Consider the following 23,386-nt stretch of genomic DNA (forward strand, 5'->3'; position numbering starts at 1 on the left):
GCGTATGGGTCCCTGCGTTCGCAGGGACGACGGAAGTCACAGCCGCCGCAGCGCCACCGTCTCGACCAGATGATCGGCGCGCTTTTTCAGGATCAGCGTCGCGCGCGGCCGGGTCGGCAAAATATTGTCCTCGAGATTGGCGAGGTTGGTGCGCTCCCAGATCGCGATCGCGGTCGCCGTGGCTTCCTCATCCGACAAGACGGCGTAGCGATTGAAGTACGATTTGGGATCGGTGAACGCGGTGTCCCGGAGCGCGAGGAAGCGCCGCACATACCATTCGCGCAGCACCGACTCCTCGGCATCGATATAGACGGAGAAGTCGAAGAAGTCGGACACCACGGGCACCGCCTTGCCGTCGCGCGGCAGGCGGCCGGTCTGCAGCACGTTGACGCCCTCGACGATCAGGATGTCGGGACGATCGACCTCGATCCATTCGTTCGGAACGATGTCGTAGACCAGATGCGAATAGACCGGCGCGCGCACCGGCCGGCGCCCGGCCTTGATGTCGGAGAGAAACGACAGCAGCATCTGCAAATCGTAGCTCTCGGGAAAACCCTTTTTCTGCATCAGCCCCTGCCGCTCGAGCACGGCATTGGGAAACAGAAAACCGTCGGTCGTCACCAGGTCGACCTTGGGCCGCGGCGACCAGCGCGCCAGGAGCGCCTGCAGCACGCGCGCGGTGGTCGACTTGCCGACCGCCACCGAGCCGGCGACGCCGATGATGTACGGCACCTTGCGGTCGCGGATACCGAGAAACTGGCGCTGCGCCCGGTAGAGCCGATCGGTCGCATCGACATAGATCGACAGCAGTCGCGACAGCGGCAGATAGATGTCCTCGACCTCGCGCATATCGAGGCGGTCATGCATCGAGCGCAGCCGCTCGAATTCGCCCGGCTCCAGCGTCATCGGCGTGTCGTCGCGCAGGCCGGCCCACTGCTCTCGGGTGAAGATGCGGTAGGGGTTATATTGCTGGTCGGGAGTGCGGATATCCATGAGCAGCCCTCTCGGTCAGTCGCGCTTGCGCGACGCCTTCTCCTCAAGCCCGGACATCGACGTCCGCTGCGCCAGCGCGGCCTCGACCTCGTCGAGCTTGACGCCGCGCGCCTTCAAAAGCACCAGCAGGTGAAACAGCAGGTCGGCGCTCTCGGCGATCAGATGGTCCCGATCGTTCTCGACCGCCGCGATCACGGTCTCGACCGCTTCCTCGCCCAGCTTCTTGGCGCAGTGCTCCGCGCCCTTGTCGAGCAATTTGCGGGTGTAGGACGCCTCTCCTCCCGATGCGGCCCGTGCATCGATGGTGGCGGCCAGATCATGGATCGTGAAACGCGACATCAACCGAACTCAACACTCGCACCCGGCCGAAGGCCGCGACGCCGTCCCAGAGAGGGACTTAGCACTTTTGTGACGGGGAGTCGTCAGGGATCAAGCCGCATCGGCAGCCCGGCGCGCACCATGTGCTCCTTGGCTTGGCGTATGGTAAATTCGCCGAAGTGGAATATCGAGGCGGCGAGCACCGCGGTGGCATGGCCCTGGCGGATGCCGTCGACGAGGTGGTCGAGATTGCCGACGCCGCCGGAGGCGATGACCGGTACGGGAACACTGTCGGCGATGGCCTGCGTCAGCGGCAGGTCGAACCCCTGCCTTGTGCCGTCGCGGTCCATCGAGGTCAGCAGGATTTCACCGGCGCCGAGCGATACCACTTCCTGCGCGTATTCGATGGCGTCGATCCCGGTGGAGTTACGTCCGCCATGGGTGAAGATTTCCCAACGCTCACCGCCGCCGGCGCGCTTGACCCGCTTGGCGTCGATCGCGACCACGATGCACTGCTCGCCGAATTTTTCGGCCGCCTGCTTGACGAATTCGCGGTTGCTGACCGCGGCGGAATTGATCGAAACCTTGTCGGCCCCGTACCGCAGCAGCGTCTTGATATCGTCGATGGTGCGCACCCCGCCGCCGACCGTCAGCGGCATGAAGCAGGCTTCCGCCGTGCGGCGGACGACATCGAGCATGGTGCCGCGGTTCTCATGGGTCGCGGTAATGTCGAGGAAGCACAATTCGTCGGCGCCGGCCGCGTCATATGCGATCGCTGCCTCGACGGGATCGCCGGCATCACGCAGATCGACGAAATTGACGCCCTTGACCACCCGGCCATCTTTCACGTCGAGACAGGGGATCACGCGGACCTTGAACATGCGAAAACTCCCAAAGCGTTTTCAAGCGAAGCGGGCACCGGTTCGCGTGAAGAAAACGCGTCAAAACAAAAAAGTAGAGCCATGGTTCTAACCATGGCTCTAGGCCGCGGCGCGTGCGTTGCGGATCAGCGTCAGCGCCGCCGCCGGATCGAGCCGACCGTCATAGAGTGCGCGGCCGGCAATGGCGCCGGCGAGCTTTTTGGCGCGCGGCTGCAACAGCGCCTTGACGTCCTCGATGGAGGCAAAGCCGCCGGAGGCGATCACGGGGATCGAGATGCGCTCGGCCAGCGCAATCGTCGCATCGAGGTTGAGGCCCTTCAAAAGGCCGTCGCGGGCGATGTCCGTGAAGATGATCACGGCGACGCCGGCATCCTCGAATCGCTCTGCGATTTCCAGCGCGGTCACCTGCGAGGTCTCGGCCCAGCCTTCGACGGCAACCTTGCCGTCGCGGGCGTCGAGGCCAACCGCGACGCGGCCGGGAAATTTTTTCGCGGCGCCCTTCACGAGTTGAGGATCGCGCACCGCGGCGGTGCCGATGATGACGCGCGCGATGCCCTTGTCGAGCCAGGCTTCCACAGTCTTGAGATCGCGAATGCCGCCGCCGAGTTGCACCGGCATGGTGACGGCCTTGAGCATCGCCTCGACGGCAAGCGCGTTCATCGGCTTGCCGGCAAAGGCGCCGTCGAGATCGACGACGTGCAGGTATTCGAATCCTTGCTCGGCGAAGGACCGCGCCTGCGCGGCAGGATCGAGGTTGAACACGGTTGCGCGCGCCATGTCGCCCTGTTCGAGGCGCACGCACTGGCCGTTTTTCAGGTCGACGGCGGGAAAAAGAATCACGGCTTCCACTTCAGGAAATTCGAGATCAGGGCCAGGCCGAAACGCTGGCTCTTCTCGGGGTGAAACTGCGTGCCGATCGCGGTGTCCTTACCGACGATCGCCGTCACCGGCCCGCCGTAGTCGGCGCGCGCCAGCACGTCCGCCTCGTTGGAGGCATTGAGGTGATAGGAGTGAACGAAATAGGCGTGGCGTCCCTTTGGCCCGAGCGGCAACCTCTCCAGCACCGGGTGCTCGCGGATCATGTCGAGCGTGTTCCAGCCCATGTGCGGAATCTTCAGATTTTCCTCGCGCGGCGAGATCTTCTCGACATCGCCGGCGATCCAGTTGAAGCCCTCGGTGACGACGTGTTCCTTGCCGCGCGTGGCCATCAGCTGCATGCCGACGCAGATGCCGAAGAACGGCCGCGCCTTGACGCGTACCGCTTCCGTCATCGCTTCCAGCATGCCGTCCACGGCGTCGAGGCCGCGGCGGCAATCGGCGAAAGCGCCGACGCCCGGCAGCACAATGCGATCGGCGCGGTACACTGCCTCGGGATCGCGCGTCACCACGACTTTCTGAGGATCTTCCATGCTCCGCGCGGCCCGCTCGAAGGCCTTTGCCGCCGAGTGTAGATTGCCCGAGCCGTAATCGATGATCGCAACGGTCATCGCGGCCCTCCCGGCTCCGGAAACAGGCCGATGATCCCGCCTTGCGGCAATGGCGGCGGCGGTTTGGAGAACGGCTGGCCCGGAATGTTGCGGGTCGGCGGCGGTCCGCCGCGATCGATCGCATGTTGATCGTTGGTAAGCCCGCGCTGCCGGCCGGTCCAGCGATCGAAGAAACGGCGCTCGGCCGATTCCTCGTCGTCAGCGACCACGATATCGAGCTGGCGCCATTTGCGCCGCGACAGGGTCCAGCGCCTTAAGGTGGCCGCTTCGAAGCCCATCAGGATCGCAATCAGAACATCAACGACGAAGATCGTGCCGCGGCTGGCACCCAGCGCCGCCATCCCGAACTGGATGGCGATCATCAGAACGATCCAGCCGATCAGCGCCAGCCACAGCCGATGCCACAACAGCCAGATCACGCTCGCGACCGCAGCCCAGAAATGGAAGCCGTCACGGACAAAGACGAATCTGTCGGTCGCCGCGAGATCGGCGCCGTTGGCTACGGGAGCATGCACTGTGTAGACCGGCATCGAACCTCTCCGCCGCGAACGAAAAACGCGAACAAGAAATCAGCCGCCGAGCTGACCCTTGGTGGAAGGCACCTCGCCTGCCGCACGCGGATCGATCGCGACCGCGGCACGAAGCGCCCTCGCCAGACCCTTGAAGCAGGATTCGGCGATATGATGGCTGTTCTCGCCATATAGGGTCTCGACGTGCAAAGTCACGCCGGCGTTGATGGTGAAGGCGTTGAACCATTCACGCACCAGCTCGGTGTCGAACTGGCCGACCTTGTCGCGCGGAAATTCGACCTTGAACACCAGAACCGGCCGGCCCGAAATGTCGATCACGACGCGCGACAGCGTCTCGTCCATCGGCATGTGGATCGAGGCGTAGCGGGTGATGCCGGCCATGGTGCCGAGCGCCTGCTTTACGGCTTGTCCCAGCGCGATGCCGACGTCTTCGGTGGTGTGGTGGTGGTCGACATGGAGGTCGCCATCGGCCTTCACGGTGATGTCGATGCGGGAATGCCGGGCCAAAAGGTCGAGCATATGATCGAAAAAGCCGATACCGGTCGAAACCTTGGATACGCCTGATCCATCGAGGTTCACCGCAACCTCGATGTCGGTCTCCTTGGTCTTGCGCTTGATGGACGCTGTGCGCATGAAAACTGCTTCCCGTTGGCCGCTTGGGGGCCGAAAACGCGGCCCTTTTAACAGGCCGATGTCACCTTCGCTACTGCGGGATGACGCTTTTGGAGGCTGAACTTCGATCTATGGTGACCGGAATCCCGGCTCGTTCCGTTCTGACGCGTTTTCTTTACGCGAACCGGTCCCCACTTCGCTCGAAAACGCTACGGATGCCGCGATTGTAACCCTCCCCGCCAGCCCCTAAATCTGACGGGAACGAGGACAATCCATGCAAGCATCTGAAAACAACCTGCCGGTCTGGCACGGCACCACGATTTTAACGGTCCGCAAGGGCGGCAAGGTGGTGATCGGCGGCGATGGCCAGGTCTCGATCGGCCAGACCGTCATCAAGTCAAACGCCAAAAAGGTCCGCAAACTGGGCAAGGGCGACGTGATCGGCGGCTTTGCCGGGGCTACCGCCGACGCCTTCACCCTGTTCGAGCGGCTGGAAAGCAAGCTCGAGCAGTATCCGGGGCAATTGACCCGGGCAGCCGTCGAGCTCGCCAAGGACTGGCGGACCGACCGCTATCTGCGCCGGCTGGAAGCGATGATGATCGTCGCCGACAAGGACGTCTCGCTGGTTCTGACCGGGACCGGCGACGTGCTGGAGCCGGAAGCGGGCGTGATGGCGATCGGCTCTGGCGGCAATTATGCGCTCGCCGCCGCCCGCGCGCTGGTCGACACCGACAAGGACGCCGAGACGATTGTTCGCCGCGCACTCGATATCGCCGCCGACATCTGCGTCTACACCAACCGCAACGTCACGATCGAAACGCTCTGAAGAAAGCTGCCGATCATGGCGCCGGACTATGTCTTCCGCCCGATGACATCAGCAGATCTACCGCTGGTTCGGCGCTGGCTGGCGGAGCCGCATGTCGTGCAATGGTGGGGCGATCCGTCCGAGCAATATGATCTCGTCAGCGGCGACCTCGATGAACCTGCGATGGACCAGTTCATCGTCTCGGCTGGAAACAGCGATTTCGCCTATCTGCAGTGCTACGACCTGACCGCGTGGAATTCCGGCTTTGGTGAACAGCCGCGCGGCACCCGCGGCATAGATCAGTTCATCGGCGAGCGCGCCATGATCGAACGCGGCCATGGTTCGGCGTTCATTCGCGCCTTCGTCGACGCGCGCTTAAGAAACGGTGCACCGCGCATCGTCACCGATCCCGATCCGGCCAACACCCGGGCCGTTCGTGCCTACGAGAAAGCAGGCTTTGAAAAAGCTGGTATGGTCGATACACCTGATGGCCCCGCTTTATTAATGGTCCGCAACGCATGACCTCGACCAGCAGTATCGACAAGGCTCCGACGTTCGGCACGCTTTCGACCTGGCACTGGACGCTGATCGCGGCCGGTATCCTCGCAGCGCAGGCCGCCATCCTGTATGCGATGGGACGCCTGCCGATCTGCGCCTGCGGTTACGTAAAACTCTGGCACGGCGTGGTGCAGAGTTCTGAAAACTCGCAGCACATCGCCGACTGGTACACGCTGTCGCACATCCTGCACGGCTTTCTGTTTTATGGCGCGGCCTTCCTCGCCTTCCCGCGCCTCGCCTGGCAGGGCCGCCTGATCCTCGCGATGCTGGTCGAGGGCGGTTGGGAACTGGTCGAGAATTCCAACTGGATCATCGAACGCTATCGCGCCGGCACCATCTCGCTGGATTATTTCGGCGATACCATCGTCAACTCGATCTCCGACACGCTTGCGATGATCGGCGGCTTCCTGCTGGCGAAAAAGCTCCCGGTCGCCATCACCGTAGCCCTTGCACTTCTGTTCGAGCTCGTAATGGCGCTGCACATTCGCGACAATCTGACGCTCAACATCATCATGCTGATTCACCCCTTCGAGGCGATCAAGCTATGGCAGAGTGGGCCGCCGATTATCTAGCATCGGTCCGCTCGCCCGCTTGCGACTGCGTTGATACGGCTTACTTTACTTCAGAGGTCTGATGTCGATGGTTGCAACCGAAATTCTGGCGCGGGGCGTTGAGCAAGGCATCATAACTGCCGAACAGGCTCAGCGCCTGCGTGCCCTGGAAAATGTTGGCGAGCTGCCCGCCTCGCCCGACGATGAACAGCTTCGTTTCATCAGCGGCTTCAGCGACGTGTTCGTCACGATCGGACTTGCCATGTTCATTGGGGCGATAGGGTATTTCGCCCTGCTGTTCGGTGGCACAGCTGTCAGGTGGACTGCGATCGTCGTTACAGCATGGCTGCTCGCCGAATTTTTTACCCGCCAGCGACGGATGGCGCTTCCCAGCATTGTCCTGCTGATCGTGTTTGCGTTCGCGGTATTCATGGGCGCCAGCCATCTTCTGGGAGGAGGCGCCCTTTACTATTATCCTGCAGACGTCGTGCGCAACATATTCGATCTCGATCCTGAGCGACCGACCGTGCTGGCGATCGCGGCCCTTGTTACCGTTCCGCTGACAGCGCTGCATTACTGGCGTTTTCGGGTGCCCATAACCGTTGCGGCGGGTTGCTGCGTCTTGACGGGTGCAATCATCGGACTGACATATGGACTGGCCCCCCAGCTTCCGCACAGCGCGTACAACGTCGTAACTCTTGTTTGCGGCCTCGCGATTTTTGGCTTGGCCATGCGGTTTGATATGACCGATCCGGAACGGCTGACCCGCCGAACCGATATCGCCTTCTGGCTACATCTGCTTGCAGCGCCTCTTATCGTCCACTCGCTAATTGGCGGCGTGTTCGACGTGGGCTCGAAACTCGAACCCGAACCGGCTATTGCGGTAGTGGCGGTGTTTCTGGCGCTCAGCCTTGTCGCGGTCTTGATCGACCGCCGCGCTCTGCTCGTGTCAGGCCTTGCCTACGCCGGAGCTGCATTCTGGACTCTGATCCGCCAAGTCGGCCTTTCTGACATAACGACCCCACTCACAATCCTGACCCTCGGCGCCTTCGTGTTGTTGCTCAGTGCCGGATGGAAGCCACTTCGTGCCGGGATATTGAAATTGACACCCCCGACGCTCGCGCGTCGCCTCCCGCAACCAACCCTCTCCGTATAAGATGGACGCATGACCGACTTTTCTCCCCGTGAAATCGTCTCCGAACTCGACCGCTTCATTATCGGCCAGGCCGACGCCAAGCGCGCGGTATCGATCGCGCTGCGTAACCGCTGGCGGCGGCTGCAGCTCACCGGCTCGCTTCGCGAAGAGGTGCTGCCGAAAAACATCCTGATGATCGGGCCGACCGGCGTCGGCAAGACCGAGATCGCGCGGCGGCTGGCTAAATTGGCAAACGCGCCCTTCCTCAAGGTCGAGGCCACCAAGTTCACCGAGGTCGGCTATGTCGGCCGCGATGTCGAGCAGATCGTCCGCGACCTCGTCGAGGTCGCGATCGTGCAGGTCCGCGAGCGGAAGCGCAAGGACGTGCAGGCCCGTGCACAGCAGGCTGCCGAAGAGCGCGTGCTGGATGCGCTGGTCGGACCGGCGTCGAGCCCGGCGACCCGCGATTCTTTCCGCAGGAAGCTGCGCGCCGGCGAGCTCAACGACAAGGAAATCGAGATCGAGACGCAATCGTCCGGCGGCATGCCGATGTTCGAAATCCCGGGCATGCCCGGCGCACAGATGGGCGCGATTTCGATCGGCGATATCTTTGGAAAAATGGGCGGGCGAACCAAGACGCGCCGCCTGACGGTCGAAAGCTCGCACGAGATCCTCGTCAACGAGGAATCCGACAAGCTGCTGGACAGCGATCAACTGGTGCTGGAAGCCATCAACGCGGTCGAGAACAACGGCATCGTGTTCCTCGACGAGATCGACAAGATCTGCGTGCGCGACGGCCGTAGCGGCGGCGACGTCTCGCGCGAGGGCGTGCAGCGCGACCTGCTGCCGCTGATCGAAGGCACAACCGTCACGACCAAGCACGGTTCGGTCAAGACCGACCACATCCTGTTCATCGCGTCCGGCGCGTTCCATATCGCAAAGCCGTCGGACCTGTTGCCGGAATTGCAGGGCCGCCTGCCGATCCGCGTCGAGCTGTCGGCGCTGACGCGCGACGATATGCGCCGTATCCTGACCGAGCCGGAGGCGTCGCTGATCAAGCAATATGTCGCACTGATGCAGACCGAAGGCGTAACGCTCGACATCACCGACGACGCCATCGACGCGTTGGCGGATGTCGCGGTCGCCGTCAATTCGACAGTCGAGAACATCGGCGCGCGGCGGCTGCAGACGGTGATGGAACGGGTGCTCGACGAAATTTCGTTCGCCGCGCCGGACCGGCATGGCGAGACCATCAAGGTCGATGCCGATTACGTGCAGAAGCACGTCGGCGACCTCGCCAAGAACGCGGATTTGAGCCGGTTTATTCTGTAGGCATTTCGTAGCCCGGATGGAGCGCAGCGCAATCCGGGGACTGAGCCGCGAGCAAATCGACCTGCCCCGGATTACGCTGCGCTTCATCCGGGCTACACGCTCCATCCGGGCACGCTCCGGGCTACTACGGCTCTCATAACCACAAGTATCTATTGTGTGCATCGGCTGGGGCCGCTATCCCGTTTGCGGTTGAGGCCGTTGGGGGGTCCCTGCATTCGCGGGGACGACGGATGGGGGCCGATGAATTGCGTGTCTGGGAGAACCCCTGGCGCTTGATGCTTGCGGTCAATGCCGCCGTTTTGGTCGGGGTATTCCTGCACAAGATCTCGCTGCCGCCCTACGTCCCCTATATCCATCTGCTGGTCGATTATCATTTTGGCTTCACCAAGCGCGCGTTGATCGGCGCGATCATCTCGCTGTTCGACGCCAAGCTGCCGGTGTGGGCGGCGTTCGCCCTCGGCGGCGCGGTGTGGCTGATCACGGCCGGCCTGTTCGTCCAATTGTTCCGGCGGACATTCGGGTTTGACGAAAAGCACCTGCCACTGTTCGTCTTCATGGCCGGCTCACCGTTCTTCCTGAAGAATTTCATGCATACGCTCGGGCATTTCGACATCTACGGATGCCTGTTCGCAATCGGCCTGTTGCTGATCCCGGCGCGCTCGCTGGCCTATGTGCTGCTCGCGGCAGTGCTCTCGGCCCTGCTTGTGCTGATTCACCACATCCATCTCCTGATGTATGTGCCGACCATCGCCGCCATCGTGGTGCTGCGCTATTACCTTGCTTACGGAATGAGCCGGCAGAACGTCGCTGCTGGCATCGCGTCGCTCGTCGCGGTCGGAGTGCTCTTCATTGCAGCGCAATTCTACGGCACGATGTCGGTGCCGGAAGCGGAATTCGTCGCGTACCTGCAGGGCAGGATGGCTGATCCATCGCAAACGAACCTGCTGAGCTTTGGCTATATCTGGTATCAACCGCTGTCGAAGGAGATTCTGGATACCTGGCAGCGCCTGCCGCACAACCTGCTCGGCATTCCCGTATTTGCGTTTCTGATCTGGCTGCACACGCCGCTCTGGGGATATTTTCGTCGCCTGGTCGACGATGCACTTTCCGTTGACGCACATCGCCGCATCGTCGCGGCCGCAATTGTCGTGATTACTCTCGGCTACCTCATAATGTTCGCGATAGTGTTCGATTATTCCAGGTGGATTTCGAACTGGGTGGTGTGCCTGTTCCTGATCCTGCACGCTGTGAAAATGCTGCCGACCTCCAAAGACGCGCCACCGATATCGATGGATGATCGGAAGACGATGGCGTTCGGATGGATCGTGACCCTGATCCCGCGTGTCGGCATCGTGCGGCCATTTTAGATTCGCGCCCGCCGCACCCGGACATACAGCGCGCCCTCACCGCCATGGCCGATATGGGCTTCCTCGAAACCGACCACCAGCGAGCGGAATTCCGGCAGGCCCAGCCATTGCGGCACCTGTCGACGCAACACGCCGCGCTCGGACTCAGCGCCTAACTTGCCCTTGCCGGTGATGATGAGCACGAAGGTCAGCCCGTCATGATGGGCGCGCTGCAGAAACCCGAACAGCGCGCGATGCGCCCTCGTCTGCGTCATACCGTGCAGGTCGAGCCGGGCGTCGATCTCTTTCCGCCCGCGCGACAGATGCGACCGCTCGCGGCGGCCGATTGGCGCCAGCGGCGGCGGCTCCGGCTTTGAAGGAGCAACGATTCGCGCCGGCGCGACGTGTCTCGGTGAAGCGGCGGGTTTCGGCGCGACTTTGCTATCGGCTTCGGTCGAGACGACCGATGGTTTTGAGGCGCGCCGCTTGCGCAACGGCTTGACCTGCTTGGCGACGCTTTCCCACAGCGCGCGCTCCTCTTCGCTCAGGCCGCGCTTGCGTCGCGGCGGCTCCGGCAATTCGGGAATCAAATTAGATCGCCGGCGTTTCATCGACGATAGCGATATCGGCGTAGGTGGCGCTGATGCGGTTTTACGGAGACCGCTTCAACCTTCGGCCGCGGCTCGGGAAGCGGTATCGGTTTCGCCACGGCAGCCTGGACCGTCGGAGCTGGCGAAGGCACCGCGGCTGGCGAAGGCGGTGCCGACGTCTGCGCCGTGGGCCTGGTGTTGGTCGCCGAAGTAACTTCGGATGGCTTCGCAGCGTTCTTCGGATCGGTTTGCGGGAACAGTTTTGCGATCTTCTCCGACGGCCGATCGTCCGGCACCGGCAGCTTGCGGCCGCGCGCCACCGGATCGAGGCTCTTCGGCACCAGGATGACAAAGCGCGCATTGTGGCGCATGCGGCCGGCGACCTTGCCGGCTTCGAGACCCGCGCCGAAATAGAGATCGGCGCGCGCGGGACCGACGATGGCGGAGCCGGTGTCCTGCGCGATCATCAGACGGCGGAACGGCGTCTTTGATAGCACCGATTCGATCGGCAGCTCGCCCTCGATGAAGAACGGCGTGCCATAGACATGCAGCGATTTGTCGACCGCGATCGAGCGGCCCGGCGTCAGCGGCACGCCCTGGGCGCCGACCGCCTCATCCTTGTCGGAAAGCTGTACCTCGCGGAAGAAGACGTAGGACTTGTTCTGCCGCCGCAGCTCGTCGGCCTCATTCGGATTCTCCTCCATCCACTCCCGGATCTTCTGCATCGACATCTGATCCTTGGGGATGATGTTGCGCTCGATCAGGATGCGGCCGACCGCTGTGTAGGGATAGCCATTATGGGCGTCATAATTGATCCGAACGGTCGAGCCGTCGTCGAGGCTGACCCGCGCCGAACCCTGGATCTGCGAGAACAGCAGGTCGGTCTGTTCCTTCAGAAAGCAGATTTCGAGGCCGCGGCCTTCAATCGCGCCGTCCTCGATCTCGGCCCGATCGTAATAGGGCACCAGCTTGCGGCGGCCGATCTTCCGGAACACCTGGCCCTTGTTGGGCAAGCCGGCCGAATTCTGCGTGGTGCCGCGGACGAACAGATTGGACGGCCGGCGATAGACCGGCACCTTGTAGACCTCGTTCTCCGTCCGCGAGCCGTCGACGATGGGCTCGTAGTAGCCGGTGACAAAGCCCTCGCCTTCGCCAAGCCGCGAAATGCGCAAGGGAAGAAAATGCTCCTCGAAGAAAGCTTTTGCCTTCACTTCGTCGGACAGTTCCAGGCCTCTCGCAACAAGGCAGGGATCGCGCAGCGAGGCGCCGAGCGCCTTCGGATCGGCCGGCGGGGTTCGTTGTGCCGATATCGGCCTGCAGCTCACCCGAAACGCATTGTAGGCGGCGAGATGATCGTCCTCGCTCCAGCCCGCGATCGCGGACCAGGCGACCGGCGCATACTGGCCGCCGTTGATCTGAAACGGGAGTTCAAGCTGTGGGTATGGCAGGTGACGGACGAACGGCGGATGCGAAGGCTTTTGCGAACGCGCATGACGTGCCGCAAGGGCATCCAGCGGAGCCAGCGAACACGCCAAAGCGATCACGCCAAACGCGAACCCCGCAAGGCGTCGCGTCTCAGGCCGCGCTTCCAGTGCCAACCAGCTTCCAGTTCGGATCGCGAGAGCTCGTGTCGCGGGCGAATGTCCAGACATCGGTGATATCGGCGACCTTGTCGGGATTGCCATCGACAATGGCGCCGGTCTTGTCGCGGGTGACCGAGATCATCTGCGACACGAAGCGAACGGTCAGTTGCACCGCGCGGTCGCGGGCTTCCGCGCTCACCAGCTCGGCCTTGTCGATCGAAACAAACCGCGTTTCGGTTTTCTGCTCGTGCTTCTCGCGATCCTTGATCACGGCGTCGAAGCTGTCATAGACCTCGCTGGACAAGAGATCCTTCAGCGCGCGGCGGTCGCCATTGGCGAAAGCCAGCACGATCATCTCGTAGGCGCTGCGGGCGCCGGAGAGGAAATGCCGGGGATCGAACGAGGAGTCCTGGGCGACAATGGCATCGAGGCCGGCACTCAGCGGCGTGCCCGGCTCGGCAACGTCCTTCCAGCGGTCGGCCGGCGCGACATCGGCGCTCGGCGCCAGCGGCGCCTGATCGATCACCGCACCCGGCATCGGAACGGCGTTGTTGTTATCCTGCGTACGCTGCACGACGTTGGGCGCGGCGCGATCGTAGGGCGGCCGTTCGCTTCCGGTGCGCTGTCCGAGGACGCTACGCAGGCGCAGGAAGATAAAGACCGCCAGCGCCAGGAAGATGATGGTGTAAATATCCACGTCGTATTCGCTTTCTGGTTCTAACGCCGGCAACGGGCCCGGCGGTCGAGCGTTCCCTGATAAGAAGCTCTCTTACGAGTTTTCCCTGAGAACGGTAGAGATTACATCGTCGATGAGACTGCAGCATGTAGGCATGAAACTACGCCCGGCCAATGGCGCGTTTTGGCGCGGGTGAATTGTAGCGCGTTTTGGCGGCGAGGGGAAACCCGATCGTGTCCGGAAATCACGCATATTCAATTATTTAGGGTACATATTGGGCGGCCTGCGGGACCGGTAGGCATATCTGCCACATTTCACCGAGGGTGGAATGAGCCCACCCGTCGTCCTTGTGGAACGAGGCGGGGCTATGATAGCCACTCGCCCGGAAAAGGCATCCCGCCCATCGAGCGAATTCAGACGAAAACGGGCTCCGCTCGCCAGCTTCAGGAGAGAGTTTCATGACCAACGGCAACGGCGCACCTCCCGAGCAGTCCCCTCCCCAGCTCAACGTGCTGGCGCAATACACCAAGGACCTGTCGTTCGAGAATCCGAACGCCCCCTCCTCGCTGGCGCCGCAACAGCAACAGCCGGCGATCAACATCCAGATCAACGTTTCCGCGAACAATCTCGCGGAAAACGAGTTCGAGGTGACGCTTTCGATCGAAGGCAAGGCTGAAAACGCTGGCAAGGTGATGTTCAGCTTCGAACTCGCCTATGCCGGCGTGTTCCGCATCGTCAACGTACCCAAGGAAAACCTGCATCCGCTGGTCATGATCGAGTGTCCTCGGCTGTTGTTCCCGTTCGCGCGCGAGATCATCGCGACCGCAGTCCGCGACGGTGGTTTCCCGCCGCTGATGCTCGATCCCGTCGATTTCGTCGGTCTGTACCGCCAGAACATGGAGCGGCAGGCTGCGGCACAGGCCGCTACCGGCGCGAAGCCGAGCTAAAGCCGCATTCGAGCAGCCCAGCGGCCAAAAGCCGCTAGGCCGTCGCCGGCAGAAAGTCGTTCCAGATCGGCTTGTCGCCCAAAGTGGCGATGAACGCGCGATGGGCCTCGCGGTCGGCATCGGTGATTCGCGCCGCCAGCGGCACCTCACGCTGCCGCCGCGGCGTGTCGCCAAATCCGTTGCTGATCGTGACGCTGGTTTCCGACGCCAGGATCAGTTGCGACTGCCGCGCCCCGATCAGGTCGATATAGACTTCGGCCAATAGCTCGGCGTCGAGCAGCGCGCCGTGCTTGGTGCGGCGGGAATTGTCGATCGCATAGCGCGAGCAGAGATCGTCCAGCCGGTTCGACACGCCGGGATGCTTGCGGCGGGCCAACAGCAGCGTATCGACCAGCCGATCGCGTGAAACCGGCTGCCGCTTGACGCGATCAAGCTCGGCATTGATGAAGCTGATGTCGAACGAGGCGTTGTGGATGACGAGCGGCGCGTCGCCAATGAATTCCAGGAACTCCTCGACCACTTCCGTGAACAGCGGCTTGCTGGAAAGGAACTCGCTGGACAGCCCATGCACGTTAAATGCTTCTGCCGGCATGTCGCGCTCGGGATTGATGTAGCGGTGAAATGTCTGCCCGGTCGGCATGCGGTTGTAGATTTCGATGCAGCCGATTTCGACCAGCCGGTCGCCGCGCAGCGGATCGAGGCCGGTGGTTTCGGTATCGAGAACGATTTCGCGCATGGATTTCAGGAACCGAGCTTAAGGCGAATCACGTTCGCCGCTGCGGCATCTTAACAAGCTCGGCCAGGATGTCGCGGATCGCTGTGCGCACCGGGTCCAGTCCGTGCGACGTATCCACCACGAAATCCGCACGCTTGCGCTTTTCGGCATCGGGCAATTGCCGCGCCAGAATGCCGTCGAGCGCCTCTGATGTCATGGTGCCGCGCGCCAGAATGCGCTCGCGCTGGGTCGCCGCATCGGTCGAGACCACGACGACGGCATCAACGCGTTTCTCGCCGCCGGTTTCGAACAGTAGCGGGATATCCATCACGACGACGGGCGCGCCGGAGCGTTCGGCCTCTTCGAGAAATTTCTGGCGGGACGCGCCGAGCATCGGGTGAACGATCTGCTCGAGCTGTTTGATCGCGGCCTGATCATGCACCACCCTGGCGGACAGCCTTGCGCGATCGACCTTGCCGTCGACGGTCGTGCCGGGAAATGCCGCCTCGATCGCGGGCGCCGCCTCCCCTTCATAGACTTTGTGGACGGCCGCATCGGCGTCATAAACCGGCACGCCCGCCTCAATGAACAGCTTTGCGGTCGTGGATTTCCCCATCCCGATCGAGCCGGTCAGTCCGAGTATCCGCATCAGATCGCCGTTTCCAAAGAGATGATTTTACACACTGAGCAGCCCCTCGCTGCGCAGGAACGCCAGCAACGGTAGCAGCGGCAGACCGAGGATCGTAAAATGGTCGCACTCGATGCGTTCGAACAAGTGCACGCCGAGCCCTTCGAGCTGATAGGCGCCGACGCTGGTCGTAACCGCCTGCCCGGCCTGGTCCAGATAAGCTTCGATCTCGCTCTCGCCCAGGCGCCGCATGGTCATTCTGGCAACGATGACATCGGAAAACACTATCTTGCCGTCGCGGGCGACCGCGACGGCGGAGTGCAGCTCGTGCGTATGGCCGGCAAGCAGGCGCAATTGATCTGCCGCCTGCGTACGGCCGGCCGGCTTGCTGAACAGGCGGTTTCCCAACGCCAGCGTCTGATCGGCGCCGACCACATAACGGCCGGGATTTTTTGACGATACGAAGCACGCCTTCTCGCGCGCCAGTAGGCCAGCGATTTCGCCGGGTGCGGAAAGGCCGGAATTCTTTTGCAACGCGCGCTCGTCTATATCGGCGGGAATGGCATCGAAGGAAATGCCGGCATTGGCAAGCAGCATCTGCCGCGCGCGGCTTTGCGAGGCGAGTATCAGCGCAAATTGTTCACGCCAGATGGTCATCGTATCCGCGTCATTCCGGAAGCCGCTGCCGCTGGCGATCGGTGAACAGCTTCAGCACGGCCGCTGCGGTTTCCTCGATCGAGCGACGCGTCACGTCGAGCTGCGCCCAACTGAATTTGGCGCTCAGTTTCCGGGCGTAGGCGACTTCATCGGCGACCGCCTGACGATCGATGTAATCATCATTGGGCGTATCAGCTCCCATGCTCAGCAACCGGTTTTGCCGGACCTGGATCAACCGCTCCGGCGTCGCATGGAGGCTGACGACCAATGGCTTTTTCAACGTCTCCAGCTGGTGCGGCAGCGGAATGCCCGGCACCAGTGGCACGTTCGCGGTGCGAACGCCGCGGTTGGCGAGATAGATCGAGGTCGGTGTCTTCGATGTGCGGGACACGCCGACCAGAACCACGTCGGCATCTTCGAGGCCTTCGACGTGCTGGCCGTCGTCATGGATCATGGTGTAGTTCAAGGCATCGATGCGCTTGAAATATTCCGCGTTCAGAACGTGCTGGGCGCCTACCCTCCCCGTCGTTGCCGCGCCGAGATAGGCCTCGAACAATTGCATCACCGGCCCAATGATGGAGAGGCTCGGGATGTTGATGCCCCTGCACTTGGATTCCAGCCGGCCAACCAGATCCTTTTCCAGCAGCGTGAAGAGCACGATGCCCGGTGCCTCCTCGATCTCGTCGAGCACGCGGTCGAGCTGCTTCTGGCTGCGCACCAGCGGATAGACATGTTCGACCGCGGTCACATTGGCGTATTGCGCGGCCACGGCGCGCGCCACCGTGATCAGCGTCTCGCCAGTCGAGTCGGAGACCAGATGAAGATGAAAATAATTGCCTGTCGTGGGCACCAGAACCCCTGTGTAATCCTGTGAATCCTGTGGAGCTTTACCGTGTTATCAGGCCTCGGGTCGCCGCCTCAGGGATAACCCTTACCTTTCTTCACAGGGCCACACGAGAGGACAAGTCCGCCGGCTCATCGCCATGATAGTGGGAAGGTGTGGATTTGTCTCTTCATAAGCTGACCACGAAACGGCGCAAGCAATTGATGCGCGGGGCGTTATCAGGATGATGCGATGTCCGGCCGGAATTGGGGAGGACTGTGAACAAGCCTCGCAAACATGCGGGATCGTTTTGTATGAGTCATAATCACGGTCACTTAGACTCAAACCTAAGATTCTAAAATTATTAGTTTAGAGAAGCGGTGCTTTGCGGATATGTCTTGCGTCCCCTGGCTGGCAGAGCTTCTTCGCAACGCTGAGATGGTCGGAACGTTCCAGGGACGAGCAAGGTCTGGTGACTGCAATGTACGAGTGGATCACGATCACGGCGTATCCGTGGATCAAGGCGCTGCACGTGATTGCCGTCATCTCGTGGATGGCCGGCATGCTCTATCTGCCGCGGCTGTTCGTCTATCATTGCGAGGCCGAGGTCGGATCGAAGCAGTCCGAGACCTTCAAGGTGATGGAATGGCGACTGCTGAAGGCGATCATCAACCCGGCAATGATCGTCACCTGGCTGGCCGGGCTCTATCTGGCCTGGAGCGGGCACTGGTACACGTCGGGCTGGTTTCACGCCAAGCTGACGCTGGTGCTGATCCTGTCGGGTGTCCACGGCTTTTTTTCGCGGCTGGTGAAGGATTTCGCCGCCGACCGGAATACCAGAAGCCAGAAATTCTATCGTATTATCAATGAGGTGCCGACCGTCCTGATGATCTTCATTGTCATTCTGGTGATCGTGAAGCCGTTTTAGCCTCAGCTTTCGTCGACCCGGTAATTTTTCCCCTGCTTGCGAAGCAGCGACCGATTTTCTATATTAGCGAAATCCCACCCCACGCAGGCGGATGTGGCTGCGTTCCGGTTTCTTCATTGGACCCGGCCGCCGCATCAGGTTTGAAGCCTCACCGGCGCTTTCCTTGCTTAGACCTGCGGACCTTCCATTTTTCGTGTCCGCTTTTTCCTTAAGCCACCTCGCACCCCTTCCCTAAAGAACACTCCACAGGACCACCCCAATGCGGGAAATGAAACTCCAGGACCTCAAATCGAAAACGCCGGCCGAGCTCGTCTCGCTCGCGGAAGAGAATGGGGTCGAAAATGCCAGCACCATGCGCAAGCAGGAGCTGATGTTCGCGATTCTCAAGCAGCTCGCGATCCAGGAAATCGACATCATCGGCGAAGGCGTCGTCGAGGTTCTCTCTGACGGCTTCGGCTTTCTGCGTTCGCCTGACGCCAACTACCTGCCCGGCCCTGACGACATCTATGTCTCGCCGTCGCAGATCCGCCGCTTCGGCCTTCGCACCGGCGACACCATCGAAGGCCATATCCGGAGCCCGAAAGAAGGCGAACGCTATTTCGCGCTGTTGAAAGTCAACACGCTCAATTTCGAAGATCCGGAAAAATCCAAGCACAAGGTCAATTTCGACAACCTGACCCCGCTGTTTCCCGATCAGCGCTTCCGCCTCGAACTCGAAGACCCCACGCGAAAAGACCTTTCTGCAAGGGTGATCGACATCGTAGCTCCAATCGGCAAAGGCCAGCGCGCTCTGATCGTGGCGCCGCCGCGCACCGGCAAGACGGTGCTGATGCAGAACATCGCGCACTCCATCACAGCCAATCATCCGGAATGCTATCTGATCGTGCTTCTGATCGACGAGCGTCCGGAAGAAGTCACGGACATGCAGCGCTCGGTGAAGGGCGAGGTGGTGTCGTCCACGTTTGACGAACCCGCCGTGCGCCACGTCCAGGTCGCGGAGATGGTGATCGAGAAAGCCAAGCGCCTGGTCGAGCATGGCCGCGACGTCGTGATCCTGCTCGACTCGATCACGCGCCTCGGCCGCGCCTACAACACCGTGGTGCCGTCATCCGGCAAGGTGCTGACCGGCGGTGTCGACGCCAACGCGCTGCAGCGGCCGAAGCGATTCTTCGGCGCCGCGCGCAACATCGAGGAGGGCGGTTCGCTCACGATCATCGCGACCGCACTGGTCGATACCGGCAGCCGCATGGACGAAGTCATCTTCGAAGAATTCAAGGGCACCGGTAACTCCGAACTGATCCTCGACCGCAAGGTCTCGGACAAGCGGACTTTCCCGGCGATCGACATCTCGCGCTCCGGCACCCGCAAGGAAGAGCTGATCACCGATCCGCAGCTCCTGAAGAAAATGTACGTGCTGCGCCGGATCCTCAATCCGATGGGCACGATGGACGCGATCGACTTCCTGCTCGACAAGCTCCGCAACACCAAGAACAACTCGGAATTCTTCGATTCCATGAACACCTGAGCCAATAGGCCAGGATTGAAGAGGGCGCCTCGTGGAAGCGGGGCGCCTTTTTCATGTTGCGGGCCTCGCTGTGAAACGAATGCAGCAACGGAAAATCGGCCTTAGCGATTGGTTAACTATATAACATATTGAATTTTATTATATTTCTCTGGATCTGGGTGTCGGGGCAGGGGGCGTTGCCCTTGCATTCAGTCTCCGAATTCGAATCGCGTTGCCTTTTCAAACCCTCCCGCACAAATAGGCCATGCATCCGCGGGATCAGACCATTTTTGCACTGTCGTCGGGCCGGCCGCCGAGCGCGATCGCCCTGGTGCGCGTCTCAGGTGCGCAGGCCGGAAAGATCGTGACGGCGCTGGCCGGCAAATTGCCGTCGCCGAGAATGGCTACCCGCGCGTTGCTTCGGGATATCGGCCAACGGCCGATCGATGATGCGGTGGTGCTGTGGTTTCCGAGTCCCACCAGCGCGACCGGAGAAGACGTCGCGGAATTTCACATCCACGGCGGACGCGCGGTGTTGGTGGCTTTGTTCGCGGCGCTGTCCGCATTTGAAAATGTTCGTCCGGCCGAGCCCGGCGAATTTACCCGGCGTGCGTTCGAGAACGGCAAGCTCGACCTGACCGAAGCCGAAGGTCTCGACGATCTCATCCATGCCGACACCGATCGGCAGCGGCGACAGGCACTCCGTCATTTGAAGGGACTGCTTGGCGACAGAGCGCGCGACTGGCGCGCGCGGATCATCGAAGCATCCGCCTTGATCGAGGCCGGGATCGACTTCTCGGATGAGGGCGACGTGCCGGCGGAGTTGATCGCACCGGCCTTGGCGAAGGCCAAAGCGCTGCTAACCGAGATCGAGGAAGTCCTGGCGGGGCAGGGGCGGAGCGAGCGGCTTCGCGACGGCCTCGTGGTCGCGATCGCCGGGCCGCCGAATGTCGGCAAGTCGACGCTGATGAATCAGCTCGCGCGCCGCGAGGTCGCGATCGTCTCGCCACACGCCGGCACCACGCGCGACGTCATCGAGGTGCATCTCGATCTCGACGGCTATCCGGTGACGGTGATCGATACCGCGGGCATTCGAGAGACGGACGACCCGGTGGAGCAGGAGGGCGTCCGTCGTGCCCGCTCGCGCGCGGCGGATGCGGACCTCGTCCTGTGGCTGACCGATGTGCCGATGGCCATCCAGCATGACGGCACGGCCCCGGTTTGGATGGTGCGAAACAAGATCGATCTCGAAGCCGACAGTCGGCCATTGGCCGAGACGTCAGGGCAGGGCGTTTTTCAGATCTCGGCGAGCCGGGGCGATGGCCTGCCTGAGCTGATCGCGGCCCTGGTCGGGTTCGCGCAAAATTACTTTGGCGGCGGCGAGGGCGGTCTGATCGGCCGAACCCGCCAGCGCCAACACTTGCAAGAGACGGCGGCCTCGCTACGGCGCTGCGTTCAGGTGGTCGGGCAGGGCGAGGAGCTGGCGGCGGAAGAATTGCGGATGGCGGCGCATTCACTGGGGCGGCTTTTGGGGCGCGTGGATGTTGAGGACATCCTGGACGTCATCTTCCGGGAGTTCTGTGTAGGTAAGTAGCCCTTCCCTAACCTTAACCTTACCGGCGTGTTTCACGTGAAACAGTTCCAAGGTTCTTTAGCGGTCCAGTGTTTCACGTGAAACAATGTGCCAACGCCATTCTACTTTGCATGGGGTTGTTTTCGATATTTTTGATTTGAGACCCCTACCGCAGTCTTTGCGGATTTCCCGCTTCCGCGCTCTCCAACTCCGCGATAGAAGTCGCGGCATGAATTCCCAAGCGGACTCCTTCGACGTCATCGTTATCGGTGGTGGCCACGCCGGCTGCGAGGCCGCCAGCGCGGCTGCGCGGATGGGTGCGAAGACCGCTTTGGTGACCCATCGTTTCGCGACCGTGGGAGCGATGTCCTGCAACCCCGCCATCGGTGGTCTCGGCAAGGGCCACTTGGTCCGCGAGGTCGACGCCCTGGACGGTCTCATGGGTCGGGTGGCCGATGCCGGTGGGATCCAGTTTCGAATGCTCAACCGCCGCAAGGGTCCGGCAGTCCGCGGACCACGGGCCCAGGCGGACCGCAAGCTCTACGCCGCCGCCATGCAGTCTGCCATCCGGGAGACTGCCAATCTCAGCGTGATCGAAGGCGAGGCGGACGAACTGATCGTCTCGAATGGCCGGGTCACCGGCATCCGGTTGGGCGAGGGCCGTGAGCTCTCCGGTGGTGCCGTGGTCATCACTACCGGGACGTTTCTGCGCGGTCTGATCCATCTCGGCGAAAAGAACTGGCCGGCTGGGCGGGTCGGGGAGGCGCCGGCAATGGGGCTTTCGGCCTCCTTCGAAAGGGTCGGCTTTACGCTCGGACGGTTGAAGACCGGCACACCACCACGGCTTGATGGCACGACCATCGACTGGTCCGCGGTCGAAATGCAGCCCGGCGACAATCCGCCTGAACCGTTCTCCGTCATGACTGACCGGATTACGACCCCTCAGATCCAGTGTGGGATTACCCGAACGACCCAGCAGACCCATGAAGTCATCCGGGCCAATGTGCATCGTTCGCCGATGTATTCCGGTCAGATCAAGAGCAGCGGTCCGCGCTACTGTCCCTCGATCGAGGACAAGATCGTCCGCTTCGGCGATCGTGATGGCCACCAGATCTTCCTGGAGCCGGAAGGGCTCGACGACTCCACGGTCTATCCCAACGGCATCTCGACCTCGCTGCCGGAAGAAGTTCAGCTCGCGATCCTCGCGACCATTCCCGGACTTGAGCGGGTGAAGATGGTCCGGCCGGGCTATGCCATCGAATACGACCATGTCGATCCCCGCGAACTCGAGCCGACACTGCAGACCAAACGCCTGCCGGGTCTCTTCCTGGCCGGACAGATCAACGGCACGACGGGATATGAGGAGGCGGCGGCGCAAGGGATCGTCGCGGGCCTGAACGCGGCTTTGATGGCCAGCGGTGCCGATCCCATCGTGTTCGATCGGGCGGACGGCTATCTCGGTGTGATGATCGATGACCTCGTGACCCGCGGAATATCAGAGCCGTACCGGATGTTCACCTCGCGCGCCGAGTATCGCCTGACCTTGCGGGCGGACAATGCCGACCAGCGCCTGACCGACAAGGGGATCGCCTTGGGCTGCGTCGGACAGGCGCGCTCGGAGCGGCATCGCGACAAGATGGCTGCGCTGGCGGCGGCCAAGACATTGGCCAGGTCACTGACGATGACTCCCAACGAAGCGGCCAAGCATGGCCTGGCCCTCAACCGGGATGGCCATCGTCGTTCGGCGTTTGAGTTGCTGGCCTATCCCGAGATCGAGTGGGACGTGTTGCGCGGTATCTGGCCGGAGCTGTCGGCCGTCGATCCGTCGATCGCGGTGCATCTCGAGATCGATGCCAAGTACGATGTCTATCTCAAGCGCCAGACCGCCGACGTCGATGCCTTCCGGCGCGACGAGGGGTTGGTCCTCGCCGATATCGACTACGCGGATGTGCCCGGACTTTCGAACGAAGCACGCTCCAAGCTCGAGGCGGCGCGGCCACGAACAGTGGGGCAGGCGGGTCGGCTCGACGGTTTGACGCCGGCGGCGTTGGGTATTCTGGCGGCCTATCTTCGAAGGGAAGCGCGGCGGAAGACAGCGAAGGCGACGGCTTAAGAATCTGTTTCACGTGAAACGGGGGCGGGGCCGACAAGTCTCTGCTTCAACAGATGCCGGGGCTTCTCTATCGTCATTGCGAGAAGCGATAGCGACGAAGC

The 23,386-nt window shown here is 62.1% G+C and carries 25 protein-coding genes; 11 read left to right on the forward strand and 14 right to left on the reverse strand.

Annotation, left to right across the window (positions count from 1 at the left end; translation table 11 throughout):
• Nucleotides 1-36: 36 nt before the first annotated feature.
• From coaA to hisB, 7 genes are all read right to left on the reverse strand, one after another.
• On the reverse strand, nucleotides 37-993 hold the full coding sequence (gene coaA / locus V1283_RS37875; RefSeq protein WP_334391681.1) for a type I pantothenate kinase: 957 nt from the start codon (nucleotides 991-993) through the stop codon (nucleotides 37-39).
• 15 nt (nucleotides 994-1,008) lie between these two features.
• Nucleotides 1,009-1,332: a phosphoribosyl-ATP diphosphatase gene (locus V1283_RS37880; RefSeq protein ID WP_214488182.1), complete on the reverse strand. Its 324-nt coding sequence runs from the start codon at nucleotides 1,330-1,332 to the stop codon at nucleotides 1,009-1,011.
• An 83-nt stretch (nucleotides 1,333-1,415) separates the two neighbouring features.
• Entirely contained in the window at nucleotides 1,416-2,192 is a 777-nt protein-coding gene (hisF, locus tag V1283_RS37885; RefSeq protein WP_108520051.1) for an imidazole glycerol phosphate synthase subunit HisF, read from the reverse strand.
• Between the two features lie 99 nt (nucleotides 2,193-2,291).
• The gene (gene hisA, locus V1283_RS37890) at nucleotides 2,292-3,041 is read right to left on the reverse strand and encodes a 1-(5-phosphoribosyl)-5-[(5-phosphoribosylamino)methylideneamino]imidazole-4-carboxamide isomerase (RefSeq protein ID WP_334391682.1); all 750 of its coding nucleotides are present in this window, start codon (nucleotides 3,039-3,041) and stop codon (nucleotides 2,292-2,294) included.
• Nucleotides 3,029-3,679, reverse strand: a complete 651-nt coding sequence (hisH, locus tag V1283_RS37895; RefSeq protein ID WP_334391683.1) for an imidazole glycerol phosphate synthase subunit HisH — start codon at nucleotides 3,677-3,679, stop codon at nucleotides 3,029-3,031. Before hisH ends, hisA begins: the two co-directional genes overlap by 13 nt.
• Nucleotides 3,676-4,209: a DUF2628 domain-containing protein gene (locus V1283_RS37900; protein ID WP_334391684.1), complete on the reverse strand. Its 534-nt coding sequence runs from the start codon at nucleotides 4,207-4,209 to the stop codon at nucleotides 3,676-3,678. The genes hisH and V1283_RS37900 overlap by 4 nt, the downstream gene beginning before the upstream one ends.
• Nucleotides 4,210-4,248: 39 nt before the next feature.
• Nucleotides 4,249-4,842, reverse strand: a complete 594-nt coding sequence (gene hisB / locus V1283_RS37905) for an imidazoleglycerol-phosphate dehydratase HisB (protein ID WP_334391685.1) — start codon at nucleotides 4,840-4,842, stop codon at nucleotides 4,249-4,251.
• Between the two features lie 253 nt (nucleotides 4,843-5,095).
• On the opposite strand from hisB, the gene hslV reads away from it, so the two are divergent.
• From hslV to V1283_RS37935, 6 genes are all read left to right on the forward strand, one after another.
• The gene (hslV, locus tag V1283_RS37910) at nucleotides 5,096-5,647 is read left to right on the forward strand and encodes an ATP-dependent protease subunit HslV (RefSeq protein WP_334391686.1); all 552 of its coding nucleotides are present in this window, start codon (nucleotides 5,096-5,098) and stop codon (nucleotides 5,645-5,647) included.
• 15 nt (nucleotides 5,648-5,662) lie between these two features.
• On the forward strand, nucleotides 5,663-6,148 hold the full coding sequence (locus V1283_RS37915; RefSeq protein ID WP_334391687.1) for a GNAT family N-acetyltransferase: 486 nt from the start codon (nucleotides 5,663-5,665) through the stop codon (nucleotides 6,146-6,148).
• A complete protein-coding gene (locus V1283_RS37920; protein WP_334391688.1) occupies nucleotides 6,145-6,756 on the forward strand; it encodes a DUF2585 domain-containing protein in 612 nt (203 codons plus the stop codon). Before V1283_RS37915 ends, V1283_RS37920 begins: the two co-directional genes overlap by 4 nt.
• Before the next feature lie 61 nt (nucleotides 6,757-6,817).
• Nucleotides 6,818-7,891: a hypothetical protein gene (locus tag V1283_RS37925; protein ID WP_334391689.1), complete on the forward strand. Its 1,074-nt coding sequence runs from the start codon at nucleotides 6,818-6,820 to the stop codon at nucleotides 7,889-7,891.
• A gap of 9 nt (nucleotides 7,892-7,900) precedes the next feature.
• A complete protein-coding gene (gene hslU / locus V1283_RS37930) occupies nucleotides 7,901-9,202 on the forward strand; it encodes an ATP-dependent protease ATPase subunit HslU (RefSeq protein WP_334391690.1) in 1,302 nt (433 codons plus the stop codon).
• A 230-nt stretch (nucleotides 9,203-9,432) separates the two neighbouring features.
• The gene (locus V1283_RS37935) at nucleotides 9,433-10,569 is read left to right on the forward strand and encodes a hypothetical protein (protein ID WP_334391691.1); all 1,137 of its coding nucleotides are present in this window, start codon (nucleotides 9,433-9,435) and stop codon (nucleotides 10,567-10,569) included.
• Here V1283_RS37935 and V1283_RS37940 read toward each other — a convergent pair.
• Genes V1283_RS37940 through V1283_RS37950 form a run of 3 tightly spaced genes read right to left on the reverse strand, consistent with a single transcriptional unit; the run spans nucleotide 10,566 to nucleotide 13,418 of the window.
• Entirely contained in the window at nucleotides 10,566-11,159 is a 594-nt protein-coding gene (locus V1283_RS37940; RefSeq protein WP_334391692.1) for a Smr/MutS family protein, read from the reverse strand. The genes V1283_RS37935 and V1283_RS37940 overlap by 4 nt on opposite strands.
• The gene (gene mltA, locus V1283_RS37945) at nucleotides 11,156-12,790 is read right to left on the reverse strand and encodes a murein transglycosylase A (RefSeq protein WP_442895810.1); all 1,635 of its coding nucleotides are present in this window, start codon (nucleotides 12,788-12,790) and stop codon (nucleotides 11,156-11,158) included. The genes V1283_RS37940 and mltA overlap by 4 nt, the downstream gene beginning before the upstream one ends.
• Nucleotides 12,714-13,418 carry a Tim44/TimA family putative adaptor protein gene (locus V1283_RS37950; protein ID WP_334391694.1) on the reverse strand — a complete coding sequence of 235 codons (705 nt, stop codon included), beginning with the start codon at nucleotides 13,416-13,418 and terminating at the stop codon, nucleotides 12,714-12,716. Before V1283_RS37950 ends, mltA begins: the two co-directional genes overlap by 77 nt.
• A 437-nt stretch (nucleotides 13,419-13,855) precedes the next feature.
• Between V1283_RS37950 and secB the strand changes: the two genes are divergently transcribed.
• Nucleotides 13,856-14,344 (forward strand): protein-export chaperone SecB, encoded by a 489-nt coding sequence (secB, locus tag V1283_RS37955; protein ID WP_334391695.1) that lies wholly within the window; start codon nucleotides 13,856-13,858, stop codon nucleotides 14,342-14,344.
• 34 nt (nucleotides 14,345-14,378) lie between these two features.
• On the opposite strand, the gene dnaQ is transcribed toward secB, so the two are convergent.
• The 4 genes from dnaQ to V1283_RS37975 are packed head-to-tail and all read right to left on the reverse strand — an operon-like array spanning nucleotide 14,379 to nucleotide 17,194.
• Nucleotides 14,379-15,089: a DNA polymerase III subunit epsilon gene (gene dnaQ / locus V1283_RS37960; RefSeq protein WP_334393324.1), complete on the reverse strand. Its 711-nt coding sequence runs from the start codon at nucleotides 15,087-15,089 to the stop codon at nucleotides 14,379-14,381.
• Between the two features lie 19 nt (nucleotides 15,090-15,108).
• Nucleotides 15,109-15,708, reverse strand: coding sequence for a dephospho-CoA kinase (gene coaE, locus V1283_RS37965; RefSeq protein ID WP_334391696.1), 600 nt, complete (start codon nucleotides 15,706-15,708; stop codon nucleotides 15,109-15,111).
• A 27-nt stretch (nucleotides 15,709-15,735) separates the two neighbouring features.
• On the reverse strand, nucleotides 15,736-16,344 hold the full coding sequence (locus V1283_RS37970; RefSeq protein ID WP_334391697.1) for a Maf family protein: 609 nt from the start codon (nucleotides 16,342-16,344) through the stop codon (nucleotides 15,736-15,738).
• A gap of 10 nt (nucleotides 16,345-16,354) precedes the next feature.
• Entirely contained in the window at nucleotides 16,355-17,194 is an 840-nt protein-coding gene (locus tag V1283_RS37975; protein ID WP_334391698.1) for a pyruvate, water dikinase regulatory protein, read from the reverse strand.
• 454 nt (nucleotides 17,195-17,648) lie between these two features.
• Here V1283_RS37975 and hemJ point away from each other — a divergent pair, with 454 nt between their 5' ends.
• The 4 genes from hemJ to mnmG all read left to right on the forward strand — a co-directional run bounded on the left by hemJ (nucleotide 17,649) and on the right by mnmG (nucleotide 23,285).
• Nucleotides 17,649-18,095 carry a protoporphyrinogen oxidase HemJ gene (gene hemJ / locus V1283_RS37980; RefSeq protein WP_334391699.1) on the forward strand — a complete coding sequence of 149 codons (447 nt, stop codon included), beginning with the start codon at nucleotides 17,649-17,651 and terminating at the stop codon, nucleotides 18,093-18,095.
• 259 nt (nucleotides 18,096-18,354) lie between these two features.
• Nucleotides 18,355-19,620, forward strand: coding sequence for a transcription termination factor Rho (gene rho, locus V1283_RS37985; RefSeq protein WP_334391700.1), 1,266 nt, complete (start codon nucleotides 18,355-18,357; stop codon nucleotides 19,618-19,620).
• Nucleotides 19,621-19,864: 244 nt separating this feature from the next.
• The gene (gene mnmE, locus V1283_RS37990) at nucleotides 19,865-21,193 is read left to right on the forward strand and encodes a tRNA uridine-5-carboxymethylaminomethyl(34) synthesis GTPase MnmE (RefSeq protein WP_334391701.1); all 1,329 of its coding nucleotides are present in this window, start codon (nucleotides 19,865-19,867) and stop codon (nucleotides 21,191-21,193) included.
• Nucleotides 21,194-21,401: 208 nt separating this feature from the next.
• Nucleotides 21,402-23,285 (forward strand): tRNA uridine-5-carboxymethylaminomethyl(34) synthesis enzyme MnmG, encoded by a 1,884-nt coding sequence (mnmG, locus tag V1283_RS37995; RefSeq protein WP_334391702.1) that lies wholly within the window; start codon nucleotides 21,402-21,404, stop codon nucleotides 23,283-23,285.
• Nucleotides 23,286-23,386 lie beyond the last annotated feature (101 nt).

The organism is Bradyrhizobium sp. AZCC 2262 (assembly GCF_036924535.1).
Lineage (GTDB): Bacteria > Pseudomonadota > Alphaproteobacteria > Rhizobiales > Xanthobacteraceae > Bradyrhizobium.

Bases quoted from the DNA above. Each gene is read 5' to 3' on its own strand.
- coaA (WP_334391681.1), bottom strand. From the start codon at position 993: ATGGATATCCGCACTCCCGACCAGCAATATAACCCCTACCGCATCTTC.
- V1283_RS37880 (WP_214488182.1), bottom strand. From the start codon at position 1,332: ATGTCGCGTTTCACGATCCATGATCTGGCCGCCACCATCGATGCACGG.
- hisF (WP_108520051.1), bottom strand. From the start codon at position 2,192: ATGTTCAAGGTCCGCGTGATCCCCTGTCTCGACGTGAAAGATGGCCGG.
- hisH (WP_334391683.1), bottom strand. From the start codon at position 3,679: ATGACCGTTGCGATCATCGATTACGGCTCGGGCAATCTACACTCGGCG.
- V1283_RS37900 (WP_334391684.1), bottom strand. From the start codon at position 4,209: ATGCCGGTCTACACAGTGCATGCTCCCGTAGCCAACGGCGCCGATCTC.
- hisB (WP_334391685.1), bottom strand. From the start codon at position 4,842: ATGCGCACAGCGTCCATCAAGCGCAAGACCAAGGAGACCGACATCGAG.
- hslV (WP_334391686.1), top strand. From the start codon at position 5,096: ATGCAAGCATCTGAAAACAACCTGCCGGTCTGGCACGGCACCACGATT.
- V1283_RS37915 (WP_334391687.1), top strand. From the start codon at position 5,663: ATGGCGCCGGACTATGTCTTCCGCCCGATGACATCAGCAGATCTACCG.
- V1283_RS37920 (WP_334391688.1), top strand. From the start codon at position 6,145: ATGACCTCGACCAGCAGTATCGACAAGGCTCCGACGTTCGGCACGCTT.
- V1283_RS37925 (WP_334391689.1), top strand. From the start codon at position 6,818: ATGTCGATGGTTGCAACCGAAATTCTGGCGCGGGGCGTTGAGCAAGGC.
- hslU (WP_334391690.1), top strand. From the start codon at position 7,901: ATGACCGACTTTTCTCCCCGTGAAATCGTCTCCGAACTCGACCGCTTC.
- V1283_RS37935 (WP_334391691.1), top strand. From the start codon at position 9,433: ATGGGGGCCGATGAATTGCGTGTCTGGGAGAACCCCTGGCGCTTGATG.
- V1283_RS37940 (WP_334391692.1), bottom strand. From the start codon at position 11,159: ATGAAACGCCGGCGATCTAATTTGATTCCCGAATTGCCGGAGCCGCCG.
- mltA (WP_442895810.1), bottom strand. From the start codon at position 12,790: ATGTCTGGACATTCGCCCGCGACACGAGCTCTCGCGATCCGAACTGGA.
- secB (WP_334391695.1), top strand. From the start codon at position 13,856: ATGACCAACGGCAACGGCGCACCTCCCGAGCAGTCCCCTCCCCAGCTC.
- coaE (WP_334391696.1), bottom strand. From the start codon at position 15,708: ATGCGGATACTCGGACTGACCGGCTCGATCGGGATGGGGAAATCCACG.
- V1283_RS37970 (WP_334391697.1), bottom strand. From the start codon at position 16,344: ATGACCATCTGGCGTGAACAATTTGCGCTGATACTCGCCTCGCAAAGC.
- hemJ (WP_334391699.1), top strand. From the start codon at position 17,649: ATGTACGAGTGGATCACGATCACGGCGTATCCGTGGATCAAGGCGCTG.
- rho (WP_334391700.1), top strand. From the start codon at position 18,355: ATGCGGGAAATGAAACTCCAGGACCTCAAATCGAAAACGCCGGCCGAG.
- mnmE (WP_334391701.1), top strand. From the start codon at position 19,865: ATGCATCCGCGGGATCAGACCATTTTTGCACTGTCGTCGGGCCGGCCG.
- mnmG (WP_334391702.1), top strand. From the start codon at position 21,402: ATGAATTCCCAAGCGGACTCCTTCGACGTCATCGTTATCGGTGGTGGC.